The following is a 24,027-nucleotide window of genomic DNA, read 5'->3' on the forward strand; positions in this document are numbered from 1 at the left end:
GCGACTAATTACTTAAGTTTTCATAGGGCATGCCTACATACTGGTTGGCAATAACCTTTTTCCCTTCCTCGGTAGACGTGTAGTAATCCAGCTCAGAGTTCATGAATCGCTGAAATGTCTCTGGGCCCATATCGTTGACATGCTCATTATCGAAATTATGCAGCATGTTCGAGAGCCACCACGAAAATCGTTCGCCGTGCCATACCCTTCGTAATGCAATTTTTGAATAGTCTTCAATATGTGAGTTGTCGCCTTCAAGATAAACGCGACAAAGTATTTTGTACAAAGTTGCCACATCGGATGCTGCTAAGTTTAAGCCTTTTGCACCTGTTGGGGGAACAATATGTGCAGCGTCTCCAACAAGAAAAAGTGCACCGTATTGCATAGGTTCGCAAACAAAAGAACGCAAAGGAGCAATACTTTTTTCAATGCTTGGCCCAGTTATGAGTTTTTGGGCAACATCTGCAGGTAAGCGCTTTTTAAGCTCATCCCAGAACCTTTCGTCTGTCCAGTTTTCTACCGCGTCAGTGGCAGGCACCTGAAGGTAATAGCGCGAACGCGTAGAAGAACGTCTGCTTGCTAAAGCGAAGCCCCGTTGGCTTTTGCAATAAATAAGTTCTTCACTAACAGGCGGCGTATCGCTCAGCACTCCTAGCCAGCCAAATGGGTAAACTCGCTCGTGCTCTGTTCTTTCCGACTCAGGAATAGTTTTACGAGAAACACCGTGAAAACCATCACATCCAGCGATATAGTCGCAATTTAGCTTGTAAACATCGTCCCCTTTTTTGAAAACCACATTGGGCGATGCGGTATCAATGTCGTTCAAAGTCACATCTTCAACTTCGTAGAAGCTGGTTAACTTTGCGGCCTCGCGCGCTTCCATAAGATCTTTAGTGATTTCGGTTTGGCCGTAACACATAACAGCTTTGCCGTCTGCCAACGCTTTTAAATCGATATGGACCGTTTTATCGTCAATGGCAATCTCGAAACCATCATGCACTTCACCTTCTTTGTCCATGCGAGCACCAACGCCGGCCTCTCGCACAAGATCGGTAAATCCCTGTTCCAAAATGCCCGCTCTAATACGACTTAAAATATAATCTTTGTTTGCTCTATCTATAACAATGTTATCTATGCCTTGCTTAGCTAAGAGTTGACCAAGTAATAAACCAGAAGGGCCAGAGCCAACAATAGCTACTTGTGTGGTTAATGTTTTCATCTTCACTACCTTTGCGAATATTGTGCAAATAGTGTGAAGTTAAATGCGGTAACAAATTATTAACTTTTCACTCATTTTATTGTACTTTTCAATCAAGTTAATAATTGTGTTTAATATGGTTTTTAGAATGACATCGCAAATTCATCAATATCCAAACTACGACCTATATGGGGAAAGTGGGCTTATAGAAAGGCCGGGGGCGGTGCATTTGGAAGATATCTCCACGCGAAGTGAAAGCCTGGACTGGGTAATAAAACCGCACAGACATGCACATTTATTTCAAGTGTTGTACATTTTAGATGGGCAGGCAAACGTTACGTTAAACAAAAAAACATTCAGCATAAGGGGGAAATGCGCAGTAGCTATTCCTATGGGGGTAGTACATGGCTTTACATTTCAGCCAAACATTAAAGGTTTTGTACTGTCTGTTACAAGCGCTATCTTGAGCGAAGAAATGCAAAGTGCGCAAGACACCGCCATAAACAACCTTTTCCATTCTGCTCATGTGTTTCAAGAAGACAGTCCGCAGTTTAATAGGTTAACGCGATACTTCATTGATATTCGCGACGAGCTAAAGCGTGCCTTACAAAATCAAGACCAATCATTGCTGTTGTTAACAAAGCTTGTGTTGTTAACCCTTCAACGACTAGCAGATGAGCAGCAGCTTGAATACAGTGCTGGGCCACACGAAGCGCGCATATTGACCAAATTTAAAAGGCTAATAGAAGAGCACTACCTAGAGCACTGGCCCTTATCCAAATATGCCAGCGAACTATTTGTTTCTATGTCTAGCTTAAATCGCCTATGTAATAAAAATTTAGGAGAGTCACCCAAAAACATTATTCAAAGGCGATTAATTGACGAAGCGAAGCGGAAATTGGTTTACACCCAACAACCAATACAAGATCTATGCTACAGCCTTGGCTTTAAGGATTACCCCTACTTCTCAAGGTTTTTCAAAAAACACATAGGCATGACGGCGGGTTGTTATCGACAATCTTTTCAAAATGCTCCTCGGCAGAAAGGCAAACCTGAATAGGTAATGACTAACGCTGCTTTTTTCTTGATCACAACACATCGCAAAATCGTTATACTGAAATTCACTACTTCACTTTTAAGCGTACCCACGTGTCACTAACGTCGCCTCAATCTTTACCTAGCCCCAGTTTTGCTCAGTCACTGCTTTGTTTTGGCGTTATTGTCGTTATCATGGCTGCATGGGGGAGAGGTTTATTAAAAGCGAAAGCCGCAAATCGTTAAGTGAACTATTTGCACGTTTTGTTAGTGGTTGCCACGGTTTATCCTCTAGAGGGGATAATTACGACTTTACCCCCTCTAGAGGATAAAGCCGCAAGGAAAGAAGCAGTTATGTTTTAAGCCGATTTAGGCTTCAACCAATGCTGCGCCAACATGCCAATAATCATCGCGCCAACAAACATCAGCACATCAGTTTGAAGCGAGGCAATAGCAACCACGGCAGGACCTGGGCAAAAACCACTAATACCCCAGCCAATGCCAAAAGCGGCAGAGCCTAATATCAACTTAGCGTCGATAGTTTTGCTGGTTGGTATATCGAACTTATTCGCAAACATCGGCTTGCTGCGCTTGCGCACCCAGTACATACCTGGCGCCGCCACTAAAATAGCGCCGCCCATTACGAACGCTAACGTGGCATCCCAGTTGGCGCTTAAATCTAAAAAGTTAAGCACGCGGGCAGGGTTACTCATACCTGAAATTAGCAGGCCTAAGCCAAACAGCAGCCCACAAAGTAGCGAGGCGATAATTGCTCTCATAATATTCTCTCCTCGGTTAATTACAGGTGCCTGATAATTGTGGTGGTAAGTACGGCCGCACCCATAAACGTGAGCGTGGCAACAATAGAGCGGGGAGATAATCGAGATAAGCCTGCAACACCATGGCCCGATGTACACCCAGAGCCAAGGCGTGTGCCAAAGCCTACGAGTAAGCCAGCTACAATCAACCATGCCGAGCTCATTTGCGTTTGAACCTGCAAATCGCCAACAAACACCATGTAAAGCACGGCAGATAAAACAACCCCTATTAAAAACGCAAGCCGCCAGTAGCGTTCAATGCCGCGCTGTGTCATCGCGCCTGCAGCAATACCTGAAATACCTGCAATACGGCCTAGGGTAAGCAGTAATAAAACCACCGATGAACCAATAAGCAGCCCGCCTGCTAAACCGGCAAGCGGCTCGAAGGGAGTTGATGTCCAGTTTTCCAATGTGCTCTCCTTTAACCTTCTACAACTAAAAAACGTAAAGCCTGAATTTTAATATAGCAATATTCTAATATGTGTAATTCTACGGCTAACTCACAAAAAAGTCTGTTAATTCAATCGTGCAAATACACCAATCTGCCCCGTCTTAGTATTTAACGCTTTATCTCACTAATAGCTGCAATAAAACAAGCAAGTCGTTAATCTGTTAAACTATTTTAAAAGATTGCCCGTTTAAAGCGGTACAGCATAATGGCGTCTATAAAAATAAAACAAAGGATCGTGTATGAGTAGTAATACCCGAGATGCAGCCTCATCAAAGGCTGGTACTGAACAGGAAACCGCGTTTAGCGTAATCGATAAGCCTACGTTTTTTGGCTCTCTTATTCTTCTTCTTTCCGTCACCATCCCCCTTATCATTTGGCCCGACCAAGGCGCACAGTGGGTAGCCACGGCCAAAGAGTTCGTTACAAGTAAACTTGGCGTTTTATACCTATTACTCGGTGTGGGCGCAGGTGGCTTCATGGTGTACATCATGTTCAGCGATATCGGCCAAATAAAACTGGGCGAGCCTGAAGAAAAGCCTGAGTTCTCGCCCGTATCCTGGGCTGCTATGCTGTTTTGCGCCGGCATTGGGGCGTCTATCTTGTACTGGTCAATGATCGAGTGGGTGTATTACTACCAAGCGCCGCCGTTTCACATAGAAGGCGAAACCCCTGAAGCCGCAAAATGGGCCGCGGCCTACGGTATATTCCACTGGGGGCCGTTAGCCTGGGCTATCTACCTTATTCCTGCGGTACCCATTGCTTACTTCTACTACGTGCGTAACCACAGCGTACTTAAAATATCCGAAGCCCTAATGCCGGTAATAGGCGAGAAAATGGCTCACGGCTGGCTAGGTAAAATTATCGATATCAGCTTTATCTTCGGCATGCTAGGCGGCGGGGCAACTACGCTTGGCTTAGCGGCACCTATGATAAACGAAGGGGTGCACGAACTATTCGGTGTACCTAAGTCGCTAACTACGCAGGTGGTGGTGCTAATAACCTGTACCGCCATATTCGGCTACAGCGCGTATGTAGGCCTTAAAAAAGGCATTAAACTGCTGTCAGACATTAACTTTTGGCTGGCCGTAGGGTTACTGCTATTTATCTTCATTGTTGGGCCCACGCTATTTATGGCCAATACCGGCCTAGACGCCCTTGGCCGAGTAATGAGTAACATCATTAAAATGGCCACATGGCTAGAGCCCTTCGCTGAATTTAACGGCTTTGAAGACACGCACTTCCCACAAGACTGGACCATTTTCTACTGGGCCTGGTGGCTGGTGTTTGCGCCAAGCGTAGGATTGTTCATTGCCCGTATTTCAAGGGGCCGTACTATTCGCGCTATGGTGGCAGGCTCTATGTTCTTCGGCACCATGGGCTGCTTCCTATTCTTCATGGTAATGGGGAACTACGGCCTGTATTTACAGCTATCGGGTGAACTAGACGTAGTTACCATACTGAATCAAGAAAGCCCAACAGCCGCTATTTTTGCCATGCTGCATACGCTGCCGCTCGACTATTTAGTTATTTCTGTGTTCACGCTACTGGCGCTAATATTCACCGCTACCACGTTCGATTCCATTTCTTACATCTTGGCGGCCGTAGTACAAAAAGAGGTAGACGAAGAGCCATTGCGCTGGAACCGTTTATTCTGGGCCTTTGCGCTATCTTTCATGCCTATTGTGCTTATGTTTGTGGGCGGGTTAGAAACGCTGCAAACCGCATCGATAATAGGGGGCGTACCGCTATTAGCCGTAGCCTTTATGTTGTGTATTGCCATAGTGAGGGCCGCAAACTACGACATGCGTTACCAGCCCGACTATTCGGTAAAAGAAATCAACATTGGCGAGTTCCCAGACGACGACCCGTGGAGCGAAGAGGGCAGCTGGGATCTTGAAGAGGAAGCCGAAGAAGATGTGCCCATAGCTGCAAAACCCAAACCGCGTGGGCCGAAAGACCACATTGAAGGCGACCCGCACAGCAGTCCGTCGAGGCTTTAGCTTTTAGCCGTTAACTAATAGATAGTGATCAAGTTCTGAAGCAGAGCGCTGCCAAAAGGCGGCGCTTTTTTTTCATTTTAACGCCGCACAATTAACTTTCACAAAAAGCGTGCTGTGTTAACGTAGCCACCATAAATAGCCTAATTTTTTAGCAACACCTTTCAAGCAAATAGCAGCATGTCAGTAAAGAATTACCAAAAATTCTACCAGCCACTAAGAGCCGTGAACTCAGAAGACTTCGGGCGCTGTTTTTATTGCGGCTGCGAAACTGCACGCCAAGATTTTATCCCGCCCATAAAATTCATTCACGACTGGCAAAGTGGCCATCTACAGGCCGACTTCATCGCTGTACCTTCATGCAACGAATGCTTCGACCTATTAAAAAACGAAAACAACGGCACCCTAGAACCCAGAATAAACACCTTAAAAAAGCGATTGGCTGAAAAGTACAAAAAGGCAATTAGGGTGTATAACCACTGGAGCATGGAAGAAATTGAAGAAATGGACGCCGCATTTCAAATAAGCCTAAAAGGCGGTATGCGACTAGGCAAAGAAACCCTTTCACGCCTTCAATTTTCTGGGTTTGACTATGAAGTGAACGGCAACATAACGCGGGTGGCCAAACCCCAGCACCAAGTGTTTAACGTGTTCGACGAAGAGTTTAACAGTTTTAGAGAAGCACTAGCCTTTGCCAGCGCTACTTACAAAATAAAGAAGAGCCGACTAAGTCAGTTATATTTCGACAACGATGAAAGCTTTGATAGGGCGATTGAGGCTTTTCATGAGTTGGTTGAGGGTAGACCCTGACAATTTAACTGATGGTTTTGTGCTCCGTAGTCAGAGGTTCGAACCCTATCGGCCCACCATTATTCTTGAACGTTCTTTAAGAAGTACAAATCAGAAAACCCCATCTTTGCAAATTCGGTATCTCTGAAGTTTCTTACGGTTTTTTTGTCTTTGCTGATAGCAGCAAGTTGCTGTTCAGTTTGCAGAAACTGGGAAAGGTCTATTCCCTCGGCATCGGCCACAGCTTCATGCATATTTTGATGGCGGCTGTAAGAAAAATTTATCTCTTTCGCCACACCTTTAAACTTATAACGTACTTTATGGGCCATGTTTTACTCACGTTGGTCGATGTAATTCAAAAACGGTTTAACAGCTATTATAAACTCAATTAGCGCCAATAATTACCGTATTAAAAAAGCGGGTGGCAAATTCATAGCGAGATATGTTTAAAGTATTCGAAGGAGAGTTAAATGGCTTTAGAGAAATTCTAGCCTGTGCCTGCGCTATCTATAAAAAAAAGGAAAGCTTACTAAGCTAACCTTATTTTGACCATGGTGAAAGCTTTGATAGGGCTATTTGGTGTTTGTGTGGGCTGTGTTAATATTGACCGCCGCAAAAGCTATAACTCATAACGACAACAATGTAATATTCATTGCGTACATATAACTGAAAGGACTCACCTTTGGCTACACTCACAAAATCTTATATTGTTGATTTTTACGCCCCTGCAATATTGGGGGATAATGAAAGGGATGTGAGCGTATCTGGCTTATTAATTGAGTGTGCAAAGACATCATTAATTAGAGAACATAAACTCGGTCAATACGTATTTCAAATCAAAAACGTCGTAAGGAACGAAAATATTCTTCACGGTGTTTTTGTTAAGTTTCGAGAAAACGACCTCCCTCATATCGGAAGCAGGACTTCCCTTCAAGAAAAAAATATAATGTTAATGGAAGGGGAAGGCTTAATTGAAAAAAACTACTTTATATATGATCTTCGGCTGAACGTAATTACATTCCAAGTCAACTCATCGGCCTGTAATATTCACCAAGTTGCACAGCTATTCACAGCGTTGCTGGGGGAGACTGTAATGTTCAATCCTATACTTACGTTAGATGCGGCAGAACGCTTATTAAACAATGATTTGCGAGCCAAGAAGCTTGCGTTAAGTGTAGCTGCGCCTAAGAACCCTCAACTGTATAACAGTAATGATTTTTCAAACAATGTTATGCGGCTGTTGACATCGACTGAGGGGGTTTCGCTATCCTTGACAATATCTGCAAATAACCAAGGGCGAGGCTTAGGCCAAGTATTAGCTGATACCGTAAAAGCAGGAATGCTAGCCTTTACGAACACAGACGACATAAAAGTACGAGTTGGGAAAGTATGGTTTGAGGATGGCTCTGACCCTATAGATTTAGTTGCCGACAGAATAAGAGGAAAAACTTGCGCGATAGCTATGTACGGCAGGTACCCTTTGGAAAAAGATATCCTTACTTCGTTAGACAAAGTAAGAGAGGAGCATGAGGTTCATATTCGAAAGGTCTTAATTGGAAAATAGGTATGGCAGAAAAGAAACAAAAATATAGATATTGGCCGTACATAAGGGTCGTGATGTCGTCTATGATTGCATGTATAGTTTTTTTCGCAATCGATGGGTTTGATAAAAACAAAATTAGTAGTCTTCTTGGTGCCGTTGCAACTAATTCCGTGACTATTATGAGTATCATGATTGCAGCATTGGCAATTTTAATCTCTATTTCTGGTAGCAAGCTAGTTAAAGAAATGAGTAAAACGGGCCACATGAAGGTATTAATTGATAGCTTATCTTTTACCGCTTTAGCTTTTTTTGTGAGTGCAATAGTAGCAGGGATTGGACTGTTCACAACTGGAACAACTTCTCAACTTATATTAGTTTTTTCTTCTTCTCTTTTGTTCTTCTCTTTGTTACTCCTTCTTGCTGCAGGATATCGATTATATCAAACTTTAGTACACCTTCATAAGTGACTCTAACTTCCCATTCTATATAAGCTTTTAGTGCCTTTTCCTATCAAGAGCTGAGGCTATTTATGGGAGTTTAAACATTGGAACTTCCAGTGATTCGTGTGTGGCTGAAAGTTTGAATAACATTATGGTACCTAGGTACAGTTATCCTAACTGTAAAAAGTTGATATCTTCTCATAAAATGATTTAAAGGTTAGTTCTATGAACCAGATGTCAGTAAATGAGTTATATCAATTAATATATAGAAAAAACTTACAACTAGACAGAGCAGAGGTATTGCTTTCAAACTTGCTTGCCTTAAAAAGCGAAGACTACAAGAGTTTTGCTGTACCTTTTGAAGATGTGATAACAACTTTGGAAAGCGTGATTTTTATCCTCGCTAGCAACAAGATTGTGGATAATTGGAGTTAACCCACTATTTTTATCAAGTTAGATGTAGCGTGGTAATTTAAGATTTTACGTACGCTCTGCACCTAATCTTAAGGCAGACGTCAAACGATGTAAGATAAATAACTGCTCGGTGTCCCACTACTAGATAAGTATAACTGCTTAATCGCGCGTGTTGCTGCTACATGCAGTAGTGCTCTTTCATTTAGTTCGCGGGCTTGTTTTTCAATGTGGTCGTCAGTTGAAGTGAGTGCTTGTTTAAGTGGAACTACCCCTTCGTTAATCGATGAGATGAAGACATACCGAAATTCAAGGCCTTTTACACGGTGCATCGTTGCTAAACGTACACCTGGAAGTGTCCTCTCATCGCCGTTCTGCTTTAATTCGACTATTGTTAAACCTGCCTGCTTCAAATATGCAGCTATTTTATCACGTAACCCTATAGTTCTTGTTACTACACAAATATCTGCTAGCTCAACTCCATTTTCAAGAAGGGCCTTAATATTTGTGTATATCCAATTAAACTCTTCGGTAGTGTCTTTAAACAGTCCGATTGTTGGCTCAATTCCCTGTGTCAAAGAATAGTTGTTCGTATTACTATCAAGGCTGCCATCTAAATCATCTATTTGAATGCCTTCGAGAATTAATTTTGCGTAGCGTTCAATTTGTTCTGTTGTACGATAATTAATTTTAAGTTTGTTGCCACGGCCTTTGATATTTATCCCAGATTTACTTAAAGCAGCTTGGTTTGCGTAAATTCTCTGGTGCCCGTCCCCAACTAAAAATAAATCATTATTCTGGCTCGGCACTAATACCCTTAACATTTTTAACGTTTCAGTGCTCATGTCTTGCGCCTCATCAACTATAACTGCTCTATACTTGCAGTTTAGCTTTCCCTTGCTTATTAGATTTGCAAGATCGAGCGTAGCTTGATTGAATAGTTTATAGCTTTTTTCCTCAAGTAAGTTCTTAAAAGTTTCGAAAACTGGCCAGACTTTTTTCCGTGTCGTTCTTGGCAATCTAACGCCTCTTCCTACTCTAGCAGCTCGTAAATATTCGTTTATAGTGTTGATTTGCTGCGGAATAATTACCCTATCTAGTTCTTCCTGATAAAAGCTTTTCGGCAATGTAACATCAGGTGAAATTTGCTTAAGTGCTCGCTGCCAGAAAAAATCATAATTACTCATCGTTTTATATAGCAGTTTAAAGCTGTACCTAGCCTCTTTTAGCGTCTGAGCAATCCATTTATCTATATTCTTTACCTCTATTCTTTGTAACTCTTCGAGAGAGCAGATTTTTTTTAAGTTTTGATATATATCGACAGATAAGTTAGATGTATAGGTAGTAAATAGTAGTTTTTCATCGTCTTTAAGTACATTGTTCACAAGCCATTTAGCCCTGTGCATCGCTACTACTGTTTTACCTGTTCCGGCTCCCCCTAAAACGCGAGCTGGTCCGTTCCAATATTTTTCTACTAACTTCCTTTGTGAAGAATGTAAAAAAATACGCCAGTGCTCTAGCGGGCGGTCAAGCATAGTTCGTAATTCTTCTTCACCCTCTACTACTTTAAATATGCGCTTGGAGGCATTACGCAATAGTGCTTTTTCAATGTCGTTAGGGTCAACTTTATCTTTAGTAGATTTACAGTATTCTGCCTCTAGCTGTTCCCAGCTCTCGCCCATTGCTGCCAAATAAATAGCTTCAAAAGCTTCTACAGGCAATTTATCCTGAAGTTTTTCAAGTTCTTGCTCATTTGTGATGGCTTGAACGATGTCGATGTACTCTTCTGGAACACCAAGTTTAAGAAGCTGTTTTTCACTTAACGTAATGGTGAGTTGCGATAAACGGCGTTGGTCACTAACTTTTATGACGTTTGAGTCAAAGTCACTTTTTTTATCTACAGTTTCGAATACCTGCATAGCACCATTATAGGTGTTTATTTGACACTTTTTGCGCCTGGCCCAGTTATAAGCATCGTCATGTTTAGCTACATATAGTAAGAGGAATGTGGACCCTTGTTCAGGCTTTCGGACAATGCCTCGGAAATTTTGATCAATTCGAACTGAACGATATGCTTTGTCTGCCGCATCAATAATTTTTTCATAGTTAATACCAGGAGACTTGGGGTCATTCTGAAATTTTGTAAAAAACTTTAAAACCCCGCTCTGCGCTTTTCTAGGAATTTTAGCAAACGCACTTAGGCATTCAGAAGAAATTGCTACCTTTACATCCATGCACTCATCCCATTCGAAAGTTTTTCTGTATTCATTGCAGCTCTAAAACTCTCAAGCCAAACTGTGGCTTAAGTCCCGTATTCCAATTTTTATAAAAATTAAGATAAGAATGGGGACTTATTTGCAACTCTTTCAACGTCGTTTATTGTTTTTATGACCCTAACAAGGCCTTCTTTCATGTCATTCGCTTCCCACCACCCTTCTGGTGCGACCCACCATAAATTACTATCATCTGCTTCGAACCTAGAGTCTGCGGGCAAGCTTGCCTGAAGCTTCAAAAGTTTGAACGCTGCACTAGGCCCGACCATTTTTGCCTTAGGCCGCGAAGCATCTACTATCATTAGCTTTAAGTTTTTCTCAGCATCTACATGGAGTGACAAGTCGCAACCTGCTCTAGGGTTAAGCCCTGATATACGATACACTTTTATAGTCTCGCTTGATTTAGTGTTGTCCGCATATAACCATGATAAGCAGTCTTTTTCTTCTAAAGGTAGTAAGCCTAGTTCAGACTCTTTTAAATCTGATGCTTCAAGAGCATTCGCTTTTTGATTGGCTTCTAATTCATTTAATGAAGTGACACTAAACGATGAGTGCAAATTTTTATTAAGAATACTTGCTCTGAAATCATCCAAAAAAGAACGTGCAGATGGGTTTTGAGCTCTCTTACTATGGTCAAGATAACTGAAACCAAATCTAAGGGTTGCAAACTTCATAGCAAGGCGCTCTACTTCGTCACCGACCTCAATGGAATTATTTGCCCTCAGCGCTTTTATTTGGCGAGGTTCGGGATTAAGTAAAACTAAAATTGCAGCACGGAGAGCTGGTTTTCCACCATCAACGAACGGTGCATTAGATAAGTCGCCTGTCAGCGCTAGCTCAGCTGTAGCGAGCCATTGCGTAAGCTCACTTAACTTTTCACTTCTAGTCTTAATTATATCGTTTATAATTTCGTGAGCATTCCAACCTGCGTCATTGTTGAATTTTAAGCAACTATGCAAAATGCACTGAGCTACAAATACTTGCAGCTCATCGCTACCATCTATCCCTAGGATTTCGATCTCAGGAAATTTATCTTCCCTATATATTTTGAGCACCTCATCCTCACTTAGTGAACCTTTGCAAAATTCCTCGAAGATAAGACCACAAAACGCATCGACTTCCAGTAACTCTCCGGTCTTGGCCGTATTATAGTCAACCTCAGGCTCTAAAAATTGGCCAGTAATTTTGTGGCTCTCAGTGGGTTCTATCAAACCTAGTTCGAGTGTCTCAACATTGTAATTGCTATATGCTCTCAGCTTAAAATTCTCAAGTGCTTCTTCATCCACAAACATAACCTTTTGGATAAGCTTTATGGGCCAATAAGGCTGCGTAATTGATGTTGCGAGCTGAATTATAATATGCTGATTATTTATAGCCTTGAGGCCCACTAAAGCTTGAACTTCAGCTTCTTCAAGCAATTTACGTCCTTCGATGCTGAAGGCTATTGAAGAGGGCAAGATTTCGAATGCCAACACTAGTCTTGTAAATGCTTTTCGGTTGAGAATAATAAATTTTGAGTTCATAAGCTTTTGGTCACCAGTTCAACTATTGATATTCTATCAAACCTGTATCTTTAGAAGGTAAATGATCGAGCACAGAAGTGTCGCACGTATTATTTGCAGAAATCATTAGTATTAGCTCAGTGCGCGCTCGCGAGCACATTACATACATATTCATCTTAAAGACATCAAGGTTACTATCGTCAAATTTAAAGTTTTCCATACATGGTATAAATACAGTATCAAACTCAAGGCCTTTACAGCTTCTGCGATTGAGTACGGTAATTACACCTTGCCGCGTGTCGTCAAAAACCAGCTTATCACTACCCTTTGATGATTTGCTCGTATAGGTTTGAACGCGATATGACGGTAGTGATTCGGTAAGATGATCTTTAAAAAATTTTCGATCTTCCTCTGAATCAACTATTACGCCAACCTCTAAAGCTCCTCTAAACTTCAACTGCTTCGAAATTTCAATTGCTTGTGACTTTGCATCAGGCAGCTTAAATAGCTTCGGTACATTACCGACTCTAGAAGGTGGTAGGGGCTTGCCAGTATCTAGCCCAACGAAAAAGAAAGAAGCTAGATCAGAAATTTGACGAGTGTTTCTAAAGTTTTTTGTTAACTGGAATTTGTTTTCGTCCTTAATTTTCAACGCGCTACTAATCTCAGCGATGCTAGAATTTTGGCCTTCCTGTAACCTTTGATTTTCGTCTGCCAAAATAGTAATCCCGCCTTCAGGGAGCTCTCTTGCGGCCAGTCTCAAAAATCGAAACATTTCAGGGCTGAAATCTTGTGCTTCGTCGATAATTAGGTAACCCCAATCTTTTTTTTGTTTTTCGTCAATTTCTAAAAACTGGTCTATCATAGTATCCCAGTCGTACAACCATTGTTTTAGTTCTGGAGGGCGGTAATTTTTATTTTTTTTGGATCCCCCTACCTTTTGTTCTTTCTCACAGCGCCATCTAGCGAATTTTTCAGGATCTTCGTTAAAAGTTTTACTGGATACTAACCATTTTTTGGCCGGACCATCCCAACGCGCACCTGCTGCTTTAACCAGTTGGCGGTCAGAATATGAACAGTTAACAACCATGAAATCAACTTCTTGCCATTGTTCTAACGCTTTAGGGTTAGCCGTGCCAGCATTTTTCTCTACATACCACTGTTGTCGAGCGCTGTCCCATTTGCCACCAAGCGACTTAAAATCTTCTTTTTCTTGAAAAGGTACATCGTAATATACCTTTTCGGTTGCTGTGCTTTCTTCGCTTTCACCGCTAACTTGAGCAATTTTTAGCGATTGCCACCACTCACAAAGCCAACTATGGAAGGTTTTTGACGATATGTTTCCTTCCATTTGTTTGGCCACATTTTCTGTATAACGCCTTAATACACGGTTATACATTAAAACAGCAGCTTTGGATTTTTTTCGTGCTACCGCATTAGCTCTGAGAAAAGCTATTACAGTTTTTCCGGTACCGGGAGGTCCTGTAACAAGTACGGTACCATCTATAGGTGCATCTTCAAATACATCCTGTTGCTCTTCTGAAATTTGGCGAGAGTTAGGCATTCGCATTAGTCATCACCCTCCGCCGCTTTCTTTAACACTTCAGAAAATAGGCCAGCGCCATTGTGATCACCAATGAGGAGCTTACGATCTAGCAGTAGGTTGTTGAACTCGCAGCTTGTTTCGGAAACTAAAGAGCATGAATGACATGCTGCTCTATTTAGCCCAGTAATCCCTAGTGACTCTGACTCACTACATACAGGATCGTTAGAGCACCAACTGGCTGCTTCTAAAGCTGCAATAATTGCAGGATATAGTCGGTTAGCTTCCCCTTGTTGAATAAGTCCACCGAGGCTACCCTCTGAATCGCCGTCCGCTGTATATATTAGTACGCCAGCTTGACCTTCACTTGCATAGATGCGCTCTCGAAGCGCACCACTAGAATAACCGCTCTCAAAGCTTAGTTGTCTGATGAGTAGGTGTGCAAACGTGTGAAGAACGATAAGCTTGGCCGTCGGCTCTGGAAGGTAGTGATTGACTAGTGACTCCCAGATTGTTTGTGCATTTTTTCTTCGTAACTGCACAAAAGCTTGGTTATCTAGTTTCCAACTTTCAAGCTCATCTTGGTTGAATTCTATAAAAATACCCTCTCCAAAAACTTCTATAGCGGGTAGCCAGCTATACTCAGTGCGGTTATCATTCATAATAACCGCTTTTTCTTCATTAGGTTTGACGCGGTTAAATCCTAAAAAAGCACGAACTTCTCGCAACTTGTCAATTAATACGGTTCTTTTTATTAATCTTTCACAATTAAAAGTGTCTGCACCTTCCGTGCTTGCTACGCGCGCTTGAAAAGTATTCGAGAGTAAGGCTTGTAAATTCCCCGAAGTTAGAATTTGCCATTCTGCGACTCTCAACCCCTCGTCTGAAGGGATAGTGAATTTTTCCCCCTTTGCAGCGGAAGCTTCTACGGCTTCCAAGACTGCATCAGCGCCGCCTTCAATGCCAAAATCTTCAGCGATTTCATCAGCTATCAATCGAGCTCGCGGTCTCTTCCCTCTAGCAAGGGCGTTCATCAGGTCTTCATAATCATCGGAGCCTTTGAAAATATCAAGTATTGAGCCATTTGCCTGCTTAGAAGTTGCTGGAATATCAAGTGCTGAACGAATAATGGGGTAATACAAGTTGCTAGCGCCACGTTGTAATACATGAAGCTCTTGTTCATCACAGGTAGATTCATTGTTCGCTTGGTATTCCCAAGGTTGTTTGCCTGAACAGCGAACTTTTAGTGCCCCTTTCTGCATAATATTGGCAAGGTTATTACTTGCACCGCAATTAGGGTTTTTACAACGTATTTGTAAAGATCCTAAACCGCTTCCCGATTCAGCCTTGGCTTCAAAATAAAGGTTACTCTCCGGCTTTTCACACATGGATTTTTCATTCATATGTGCCCACCGATCCCAAGGAACGTCTTGTAAATGCCCAGATTCACAAGCTACGACAAAGCGCATTGGCATCATCGTTCGGCCCTGACATGAACTATTTTTACAAATAGGGGCGCCAAGGTCGTTAGTTTTATCGTCTGACTTCCATCTTCGCAGGTGGCGACACCTAGGGCAAAATAACCACCTTGGAAAACGATATGACATCAGTGAGTTTTCGGCGTGTTTCTCTGTGTGCCAGTCTTTTATTACAGGAGGCTTCTTGAGTGCCCGAATACCTATCGCTTTGGTAAGGCGCTCTAACTTAATATGTTCAAGTTTCTTTGGCCATTGATTAATATCGATCATTAACAGTGACTCATCCCCTATATCGACGATTGCGCCTGGGCCAAACGGTGAAATCAATTGGGAACTGCGGTAGCTTCGTGAAATATCAGTCATTGTATTCGCCTCGAACAAGAATCGAAGTTTCAGTATCAACATTTCGCATCGAGTTGAGTGTTTTCCATGCTTCTTCGTGTTTATCGCTTTCAAAAGATTTGAATAGCGGTCTAAATTGAACCGAATTAGAGAAGTATCTGTTAATTGGGTTTTCGTCTCTTGTTGCTCTATCGTGCCAGTCATCGATTAACGCGTTAAGGTGTTTGAAAACTGCGTCCTTTTCTCGTTTAGAGACCCCATTCATGGCTAGTAATAGCCTAGCCTCAAGTTTCTGTTTAATTGTAATAAACTCTGATGACGCTTTATCAAAATACACAGCACTTTCATTATCTCTTAAATATCCAGATATACGCACAGCTGCTATTAACGCTGCGTGCAGCGCTCTTTCAATGGCAGGCATTGCCCAAGGTGTAACACTAGTGGGCTCGACATAGCGATAAAGCGCTTGATGATAGGTTTTAAAGGTTTCGTAATGGGAACGATCGCGTGGCTTTGAAGCTGAATATGCAGTTACCACAAGGCCCGGAGGCCGCTTTTTAGAGCGTCCAACTCTACTAGACGCCTGAATATACTCAGCTGTAGCTTTTGGCTGACCTGCGATTAACATTAATCCGAGACGCCCAATGTCTACACCGACAGAGATCATATTTGTACAAGGCAGGGCATCAACAGCATCATTTCCCACAGTTTGCTCTACCTTTGCCAACACTTCAGGAATTCTTGAACCTTTGACGTTCGCGCTTAATTCTTCAACGTTTTCAACTTCTCTAAGATCATTCTGATTCTTAGAAATTACTTTGATACGTGCTGGAATATCATCTTGCGCCAGCGTCATTGTTTTACCTAATTCTCTACGCGAGTTGTGATAAATAGGGAGCGTCCAATAGCTGTCTAATATTTGCCCGTCTAGCCCTAGTTCAACTGGCGCTTGTAGCATTGCCGCGCCAATTTGGACCATAGCGGTCTGGCTGGTATGCCCTGCTGGCATCATTCCAATGTAGAGCCTACCGGGGTTAACTTTATCTTCTTTAGAAAAGAAGGAGTCAGCTTGATCTGTTCCCGATGGGGGGAATATGTTTACTTTGCGTCCGAATAACCTATTTACTTGCTGTGCCGCGCTTCTAATGGTTGCTGTTGCAGCTATTACTTTTGGCCTTCTTCCCATTAGGTCGAAAACTGTGTCAAAGCCTGCTTCATATATACCAGCTATAGTACCGAGGGGTCCTGAAATAAGATGAAGCTCATCTTGTATAACTAGGCTGGGTGGAAGTTTCGCACCATTACCAAAGAAAGCACTAGCTTCGGCCTTCCAAGTCAGCCTTGCAAATTTATCTATAGTGCCAATTAAAAGGGTTGGAGGTGAAGCATACATGGCCTCATCGACAACCTGAATTGGTAGGCCGTCGTGAAATTCACAATGGTCACTTGGACAGTAAAACTGGAAGCTAGTCTTTGTGCTTTTTACTCCATAATCTTCGCAAAGCTCACTATGACGTGTTGGGAAAATTGTCGTACCGCACCATGGGCAAGATTGAAGTTGAAAGGGGTTCTCGGGTTGTTGTGCATTGCGCTGCGTTTTAAAAAGTGTATAAGCAGTTTGAAAATCGTTGGGCGCACTAGCGCTACCAACCCACAAACCAAGGGTGAACCGTTCACTGCCTAGAAGTGCGCTTTCAGACTGGCGTATTTGTTCCAAAGCACAAATTAATGATCCTGCTCGCTGAAATTGCTGAGATGTGAGAAGTCTTAATGTGTACCGTTTTATTACTGCGGTTCCACCACCACTCATACCTTCTGCTAATCTGCGGTAAAGCATTTCCCAAGCGGCAACAGCTAAATATGCTTCAGTTTTTCCGCCTCCCGTGGGAAACCAAAGAAGGTCGACATCGTCGTGAGTGCAAGAGAGCTTACCTTCTGCATCTGGTATCATTGATTCTAATGCCAATAGCTGAAACGCTAACTGGAAAGGTCGCCAAGTGAAGTTAGCTCTGATGTCTTCTGTAAAGTAGTCTTGTTTAGTATATCCCCAATTCCTTGCTTTCGCAGTATTTGTTAACGAACTATGAACCATTTGCATTAACATAGCACGATTCGCTAAACGAAAAGCGAGAAGAGCTTTAGAGTTATTGCGCAAACGTTCAATGCCATCATACATACGGTCAGCGTTTATTCGTAGCCGTCCAATAACTCTTTCTTTAGCCTCTTTATATTGCGATGGTAGTTTTTCATTGTCTAAACTATCAATCCAGTCAGTATACAAATCTATCAGCTCTTCGTAGCCGGCTAAAAGTTCGGTGGCGCTAGCTTCATTCTCGTCTGCTATACGAGTTATAGATAGAATATTCGTATTTAGTTTTTTTGCTTGCTGCTTGTCCAAATCGGTTGTAAAGCCTTTAATTTCATGACAAGGCATTGGGGATGTTACTAGCTTTTTAGGCGGAGTCGTGTTTTCATCCCATTCGACGGAAATGCCATGGCCGACAGCCCATGGTTTAAGATTTCTATATATAAGAGCGAGGTCTTGCTGCTCCTCGTCAAGTTTAAATCTATCGCTGGTCGGGTACTCTCTAAGTTTACCTTTTGTAACATTTATCTCGATGCCACATTGATAAAGACACTCTTCGGGTTTTAATGTATCGCCAGACTTAATGTTATTCGTTAAAGCTAAAGTTACGATTTTTGATTTCGCAAAACTTTTAGTATTTACGTCAAGACGACCGTAATTCCCAAAGATTTCTTCACACAACTTTAGGTTTTTATTTACTTGGAGTGGAATGGTAAGCTCAAGTGGCTCGCGTCGCCATTCGCTTGAATCGCCTTTGGTGTATCGGCCACAGGAGATAGTAACTTGTAGACAGGAATTTTCTTCTACAGCAAACGACAGCGACATAGATGATGGCTTAAAATCGTTACTGAGAGCTTCGGTGCTCGACTTAGTATCTTCAGTTTCATCTGTCTCGTCGCGGAGTGCAGAGATGGGAAATAGCGTACCCATCAAGTAACGTTTATGCGGTATATCGTCTTTGAGAAGCTCTTGAGGGCCATTAACTGGGCCAATAAGTTGAGCCCTAAAATAATCAACTAGCTGACGACGTGCATCAATGAACTCTGATTTCAATTGAAATCCTCCCTGATATACAATTTTGATTCTACTATAGTCGCATTTATTTTATTACCACTCAACATCTTTATTATAATCAATGGCCTACGCCGATAAAATTGTTCGATAGGTAGCGGTTGTGCGGACCTTTGGGCTTTTTGAAGTTACAGTTTACATATATTGTCTCTTTCGAAGGTAACAATTCTGCCTTTAAAACTGGCGCGCTTGCTCTGCTGATTTTAAGGTTTTTACTAACTCTCGGGCTAACGCCCTTACAACAGAAACGCAAACAGAGTTGCCAAATTGTTTATAAATTTGAGTGGGCGATACAGCATCTACGACAAAATTTTCGGGGAAGCCCTGCAATCGTGCACATTCTCGCGGTGTGAGTTTTCTAGGGTTCTTTCCTATATTCTTTTGGTCGATTAATATTTCGGAACCATCCTTGTAATATCGAGCACTTAAAGTGTTTGTGTACTCACTTTCGGCGTTGAAAAGAGAGTAGCCAAACCCATTCCCTTTTTTCTTGTGGGCTTCCTTGCGCTTTTTGTGGCCCGCCCATAAGGTGTCTGAGATGGTATAGCTATCCTCTTTCATGATTGTTATGTCTTCTAAGATATCCCCTACTTTTGTTTCTTTTCCTTCGGGGGATGGCCAGTTGAAGATGTTTTCAAAATGCGTTTTACTAGAAAAATAATCTTTATCAAACCCTATAATGAAGACTCGCTCTCGATTTTGCGGGACGCCAAAGTCCTTGGCCCTTATAACTTTGAAGTCAACCCAGTAATTGAGCTTTTGAGTTAACGCTTTTCTTGCTTCTTTAGACATAGGCACATCAGCTGGTATGTCTTGCGAGTGCTCCCCTCTTAGTATCGAAAGAATTGTCTTTAGCGTTCTGCCTTTGTCATGCCCCACAAGCTGCTTTACATTTTCTAGTAAAAATGCCTTAGGTCGTTTTTCAGAGAGAATTCTTTGAATCTCGAAGAACATAGTGCCTCGAGTATCATTAAAGCCACGCTTTAACCCTGCTTGTGAAAAAGCTTGGCAGGGAAATCCCCCTAATAAAACGTCATGCTCAGGTATATCTGTGGATGAAATTTTCGTTATATCCCCTTTAGGAACTTCACCAAAGTTAGCGATATAAGTTTTCTGTGCAAACTTATCCCACTCGGACGTAAAAATACATTTTCCACCTTCCTCCTGAAAAGGTATTCGAATGCCACCTATCCCTGCAAACAAATCAACGAAAGTGAAATCAAAATTTGCTTCGCTTGCACTGAATGGGGCACAGTCTCTTATACTACGAAGTCGCTCTTCTAAACAGGCTATGTCTTCTAGTTTTCTTTTAGAAGGTTTATGTTCGCCTGTTTCCCAACCTCGGACAGTCCGCTCACCAGTCGCATTCATACCTAGTAGGTTAGCAAACTCGGTTCTACCAAGCCCTAAATTAACTCTTGTCAGTTTAACAAAATCAGCTATTTCGATATCTGGCATGTTCTTATTCATCGCAAATTTTATCCGGTTTTTGACCCGGATTTTACATCATTCAAATATTGTTTGCCAACGTGTAATACCAATTGTCTTGGATTCACAATTTAAGGTGACTATACTTTAGCTGCACGTAACAATGGAATGATTATGAAATACAAAGATTTGAATAAGATTATAAGTATACCCGAACAAGAGAAGGCTGAGTTCAAGAGCTTAATAAAAAAGTACCGGAAGCAACTTATTAGCCCCCCATCGCTTACTGTCGAGCAGGTATTTGAAGAGCATCGCCCAAAAATCGAGCTTGTGAAGAAAACAAACGAAATCTCAGAATTAATACACTTTCTTCGTGAAACTGCTTACAAGTACTTTTTGGCAGAAGAAGCTGAGTTTAACGTTGCAATATTGAGACACATCACTAGTAACCTTAGTACACCTGCCGACATCTTCGATACTATTTTACACGAAACAATAGATTTCCAAGCGCAGCCTAAGAAGGTTGTGGAACAAATACAGCGTTTATGTGGTGAGTACGCTGGCCGTATTAGTCCATATATATATGAATTATGTTTGAGTAATACTCAATCGCGAAGATCTAGGGCAGGAAAAACCTTTGAAGCGATTATTTACAAACTATATGAAACATATGACTACGAGTTCTCCTCCCAAAAACAAATAGGTAAAATAGCTTTTAAAGATAAAGGTCTTGGAAAAATAGTCGATTCGCTATTACCCAATATTGAAGCTTTTGATCAAAGACGTGACAAAGTTATTATTGGAACGATGAAAACAACTTTAAGAGAGCGGTGGCAAGAAGTTATAGAAGAACTTCAGCGAACCGGTTTACCATGCATACATTTACTTACAATGGATGATAACATAAGTAGTTCAAAAGCAGAGCAAATGGGAAGACACAACGTAATCATAGTAGTTCATCAAAATGTAAAAAATGAAGCTCACTTAATTAATAAAAGAAATATAGTATCATTTGAAACATATTTTTTAGAAGAAATTCCTGAAACGATGAGATATTGGTATTAGTATTAGCCCCCACCGCTATATACTAGAATCCTAAAGCTCCGGCCCTCTCTGGCTCCCACTTATGTATTATAGAGAGGCTGGAGCAGGTATATGCATCTTGCAAGAAACCAATACGTTGTTTTTCAGTAACGCCAGTTTGTAGCATCAGTGTTTCTCTTAAAGGATGGTGACTTTTTATTAAATATTCATTTCGTAGATGTAGCCTTTCCAGTAAGTTTATAGTAGGGATACGGTCAAATTTACCATTAGTGCCACGATTACATTCTTTACATGCTAAAACTAAGTTCGCTATACCATCAATAACCTTTTTGTCGGCACAGTCCTTTAGTCGGTGCGGAAAGAAATGATCGACTTCTGCTATTTCAAAGGAGTATTTTTTAAGTGATATTTTTCGAAAGCAATAAAAGCACTTTCCTTTTTGATATCCGTTGAGTGCGCTGCGACTGGAAGTTATATCTACTCTCTTCATATTATTGTTTTGGGTATGAAGTAAATCAGTTTCTTGGTCGAACGCTATTTGAACAACGTTTTTTGAGATTCCAAGCGACCAAGCTGTTTCGACAAGTCTCCACCTAGAATCAGTTTCTTGATTAAGATCATCAAAGCTAGCGGATTCTGCAATTTTAAAAAAGTTGTCGGTTAGTAGAAGCCCTCCCATGGATTTTCTTTCGTCATAGAAAAAACGATTATTTATATTTTTATTATGGACATTGTGAAATGCCCCAAATACATGATTAAAACCAAATCTTGCTGTAGCCTCTATGAGCTCGTTTAGCGAAATCTCTTCACGATTATACTGTCTACAATAATCCAAGTACCTACTCGAACTGGTGGTTGTTTGCTTATCGTTTTCTTTTAAGTGAGAGCATATATGAGCAGAAAACCTAGGAGCAAGTTCTTCAATACTTATTATCTCATTTTTAGTATTTCGAAAGTCATAGAGGGCTTTAGCGAGAGCGAATTTATAAGAGGCAACGTTCCTTCCAAACAATATAATTGCTCTCCAATAATTTTCATTAGTTGGGTTGATTTCATAGAACTTATTCACTTTTATTTATTCCATTTCTAAGTGAGATTAATCTTAAATGAAGAGGGTTATCACCACCAAAGAAAGGATTCGGATGTTTCTTACGTTCGTTGCTATAACTAAATATAAAGTCCCGTAGCCACTCTAAATCGTCACTAATTCCTCGTGGGATCATGTTTGGTCTTTTTTCCCATTCCCAACTGTCCTCATACCCCTCTTGGTACCTATAAAACTCTCTTATCAAAAAAGCTTTAAGGAAGGTTAATTGGCCATGACTATCCCAAATTTTTGAGAATAGTGTTTCATTGTCAGAGGTATATTCCTCATTTATACAACGCTTAACTATAGCGAGTTGCATCGACGTTGTGGTCGCATCTAAAACCGTGTTCAAATAATAAATGGCACCTTCCCAATAACTTCCGAACTCGAAAACGGCTTCAGATTGGTCTCGATACTCAACTAAAGGATAGGCTGGTACTGAAATTGGATCTCCTTGAAGACCTTTTCCATTTAAAATTCTTTTTATCTTCTCGATGTATGCATCATGCCAATCAATATCACCAGTTAAGTGTGGAGCTGAAATATACTGATAATGTTTATTATTAATCGAAAAGTCAGACATTCTTCTTTACCTCATTACAGAACTCTTTAAAGGAATAATTAGAAAGGAATTTTATGAATGTGGAATCATCAATATCGCTAAAGTACAAATGATAAAGTTTAATCATTAGTCATGTTGACACACTTCAACCGTAACCCACTTCACATCATCTCGCTTCAAACCATCCTGACTTGGGACAGGGTTTAAGTTGCGTGCAGTAAGTCCATTGCTTTGTGCTAAAGCCGCCACTTCCTCATAGCTTACAGGGTGCATGGGCCGTGCTTCATCGTTTGGGCCGAACCGAAGGCTTATGTACATTGCTCCATTTTCTGAAAGTAATTCTGCTAACCGTTTCAATGCAGCTGGTCGTTCATCTTTAGGTAAGTGCATCCATACCGCTGAAAGCAGTATTAGGTCGTATGTTTTTGGCTGTTGGGGTAGGGCGGTAAGCGCGGGTAGGCTGGCGTTACACCATGTAACGCTGTTATGTGAATTGGCTTGTGCAAGGTTTCTTAGCTTATCGGCAGGCTCTGCGGCTGTTACTTTCCACCCTTGCTCGGCTAGCCAGTTGGCATCACGGCCACTGCCTGCGCCTACATCTAGCGCGGTGCCTGCTTTGGTATTTTGTAAAAACGCTTTCCAATCGCCGTGCACACTTTCGGCGTCTACCGAGTTATACAAATCGTAATAGTGCTTCGCTTTTTCGCTGTAATGCGTAATGGTGTTTGTTGTACTGCTGGTCAAAACGTCGATGCCTCCCTGATCTAAAGTACAGATTATCGCATTACCCTCAGCGCAGCCAGCGTTTAGCGATTTCACTTTACGCCGAATTGTAAATAATAACAATTATCATTTAAATTAAGTTTAAGCTGTTTTATACTCCTGCCCCGAAAACATATAAACCCTTCAAAACCAATAGCAGAGAAAAC

Annotated in this window: 20 protein-coding genes; 7 read left to right on the forward strand and 13 right to left on the reverse strand. The window is 41.6% G+C overall.

The genetic code is table 11. The features are described from left to right. Positions 1-4: 4 nt before the first annotated feature. Positions 5-1,219, reverse strand: a complete 1,215-nt coding sequence (gene pobA, locus ACXAGV_RS14775) for a 4-hydroxybenzoate 3-monooxygenase (protein ID WP_474873904.1) — start codon at positions 1,217-1,219, stop codon at positions 5-7. Positions 1,220-1,346: 127 nt separating this feature from the next. Between pobA and ACXAGV_RS14780 the strand changes: the two genes are divergently transcribed. Continuing rightward, positions 1,347-2,258: a helix-turn-helix domain-containing protein gene (locus ACXAGV_RS14780; RefSeq protein WP_474873905.1), complete on the forward strand. Its 912-nt coding sequence runs from the start codon at positions 1,347-1,349 to the stop codon at positions 2,256-2,258. A gap of 334 nt (positions 2,259-2,592) precedes the next feature. Here the strand turns inward: ACXAGV_RS14780 and ACXAGV_RS14785 are convergent, their stop codons facing one another. Both ACXAGV_RS14785 and ACXAGV_RS14790 read right to left on the reverse strand, forming a co-directional pair. Further along, a complete protein-coding gene (locus ACXAGV_RS14785) occupies positions 2,593-3,012 on the reverse strand; it encodes a DUF6691 family protein (protein ID WP_474873906.1) in 420 nt (139 codons plus the stop codon). Positions 3,013-3,032: 20 nt separating this feature from the next. Beyond that, entirely contained in the window at positions 3,033-3,461 is a 429-nt protein-coding gene (locus ACXAGV_RS14790; protein ID WP_474873907.1) for a YeeE/YedE family protein, read from the reverse strand. A 280-nt stretch (positions 3,462-3,741) separates the two neighbouring features. On the opposite strand from ACXAGV_RS14790, the gene ACXAGV_RS14795 reads away from it, so the two are divergent. Then, entirely contained in the window at positions 3,742-5,502 is a 1,761-nt protein-coding gene (locus ACXAGV_RS14795; RefSeq protein ID WP_474873908.1) for a BCCT family transporter, read from the forward strand. A gap of 177 nt (positions 5,503-5,679) precedes the next feature. Beyond that, a complete protein-coding gene (locus ACXAGV_RS14800) occupies positions 5,680-6,309 on the forward strand; it encodes a hypothetical protein (RefSeq protein WP_474873909.1) in 630 nt (209 codons plus the stop codon). A gap of 59 nt (positions 6,310-6,368) precedes the next feature. Here the strand turns inward: ACXAGV_RS14800 and ACXAGV_RS14805 are convergent, their stop codons facing one another. After that, entirely contained in the window at positions 6,369-6,617 is a 249-nt protein-coding gene (locus ACXAGV_RS14805; protein ID WP_474857235.1) for a DUF2960 family protein, read from the reverse strand. A gap of 353 nt (positions 6,618-6,970) precedes the next feature. Here ACXAGV_RS14805 and ACXAGV_RS14810 point away from each other — a divergent pair, with 353 nt between their 5' ends. The 3 genes from ACXAGV_RS14810 (at position 6,971) to ACXAGV_RS14820 (ending at position 8,706) form a co-directional block, all read left to right on the forward strand. Beyond that, the gene (locus tag ACXAGV_RS14810; protein WP_474857236.1) at positions 6,971-7,852 is read left to right on the forward strand and encodes a DUF6731 family protein; all 882 of its coding nucleotides are present in this window, start codon (positions 6,971-6,973) and stop codon (positions 7,850-7,852) included. A 2-nt stretch (positions 7,853-7,854) separates the two neighbouring features. Further along, positions 7,855-8,298 (forward strand): hypothetical protein, encoded by a 444-nt coding sequence (locus ACXAGV_RS14815; protein ID WP_474857237.1) that lies wholly within the window; start codon positions 7,855-7,857, stop codon positions 8,296-8,298. 198 nt (positions 8,299-8,496) lie between these two features. Further along, positions 8,497-8,706, forward strand: coding sequence for a hypothetical protein (locus tag ACXAGV_RS14820; RefSeq protein WP_474857238.1), 210 nt, complete (start codon positions 8,497-8,499; stop codon positions 8,704-8,706). Positions 8,707-8,786: 80 nt separating this feature from the next. Here the strand turns inward: ACXAGV_RS14820 and ACXAGV_RS14825 are convergent, their stop codons facing one another. The 6 genes from ACXAGV_RS14825 to dcm form a co-directional block, all read right to left on the reverse strand. After that, the gene (locus ACXAGV_RS14825) at positions 8,787-10,916 is read right to left on the reverse strand and encodes a 3'-5' exonuclease (protein ID WP_474857239.1); all 2,130 of its coding nucleotides are present in this window, start codon (positions 10,914-10,916) and stop codon (positions 8,787-8,789) included. 98 nt (positions 10,917-11,014) lie between these two features. Continuing rightward, positions 11,015-12,478: a hypothetical protein gene (locus ACXAGV_RS14830; RefSeq protein WP_474873910.1), complete on the reverse strand. Its 1,464-nt coding sequence runs from the start codon at positions 12,476-12,478 to the stop codon at positions 11,015-11,017. Positions 12,479-12,500: 22 nt separating this feature from the next. Continuing rightward, positions 12,501-14,027 carry a DUF5710 domain-containing protein gene (locus tag ACXAGV_RS14835; protein ID WP_474873911.1) on the reverse strand — a complete coding sequence of 509 codons (1,527 nt, stop codon included), beginning with the start codon at positions 14,025-14,027 and terminating at the stop codon, positions 12,501-12,503. Further along, a complete protein-coding gene (gene drmB / locus ACXAGV_RS14840) occupies positions 14,027-15,841 on the reverse strand; it encodes a DrmB family protein (protein WP_474857242.1) in 1,815 nt (604 codons plus the stop codon). Before drmB ends, ACXAGV_RS14835 begins: the two co-directional genes overlap by 1 nt. Further along, positions 15,834-18,959, reverse strand: a complete 3,126-nt coding sequence (locus ACXAGV_RS14845; protein WP_474857243.1) for a helicase-related protein — start codon at positions 18,957-18,959, stop codon at positions 15,834-15,836. The genes drmB and ACXAGV_RS14845 overlap by 8 nt, the downstream gene beginning before the upstream one ends. Positions 18,960-19,151: 192 nt before the next feature. Continuing rightward, a complete protein-coding gene (dcm, locus tag ACXAGV_RS14850) occupies positions 19,152-20,435 on the reverse strand; it encodes a DNA (cytosine-5-)-methyltransferase (RefSeq protein WP_474857244.1) in 1,284 nt (427 codons plus the stop codon). Positions 20,436-20,579: 144 nt separating this feature from the next. Between dcm and ACXAGV_RS14855 the strand changes: the two genes are divergently transcribed. Beyond that, positions 20,580-21,470 (forward strand): type II restriction endonuclease, encoded by an 891-nt coding sequence (locus ACXAGV_RS14855; RefSeq protein WP_474857245.1) that lies wholly within the window; start codon positions 20,580-20,582, stop codon positions 21,468-21,470. A gap of 22 nt (positions 21,471-21,492) precedes the next feature. Here the strand turns inward: ACXAGV_RS14855 and ACXAGV_RS14860 are convergent, their stop codons facing one another. The 3 genes from ACXAGV_RS14860 to ACXAGV_RS14870 all read right to left on the reverse strand — a co-directional run bounded on the left by ACXAGV_RS14860 (position 21,493) and on the right by ACXAGV_RS14870 (position 23,917). Continuing rightward, a complete protein-coding gene (locus ACXAGV_RS14860) occupies positions 21,493-22,518 on the reverse strand; it encodes an HNH endonuclease family protein (RefSeq protein ID WP_474857246.1) in 1,026 nt (341 codons plus the stop codon). Beyond that, positions 22,511-23,119, reverse strand: coding sequence for a hypothetical protein (locus ACXAGV_RS14865; protein ID WP_474857247.1), 609 nt, complete (start codon positions 23,117-23,119; stop codon positions 22,511-22,513). The genes ACXAGV_RS14860 and ACXAGV_RS14865 overlap by 8 nt, the downstream gene beginning before the upstream one ends. A gap of 105 nt (positions 23,120-23,224) precedes the next feature. Beyond that, entirely contained in the window at positions 23,225-23,917 is a 693-nt protein-coding gene (locus ACXAGV_RS14870) for a class I SAM-dependent methyltransferase (RefSeq protein ID WP_474873912.1), read from the reverse strand. Between the last annotated feature and the right edge of the window lie 110 nt (positions 23,918-24,027).

Source organism: Alteromonas sp. ABH4_453 (assembly GCF_056160665.1).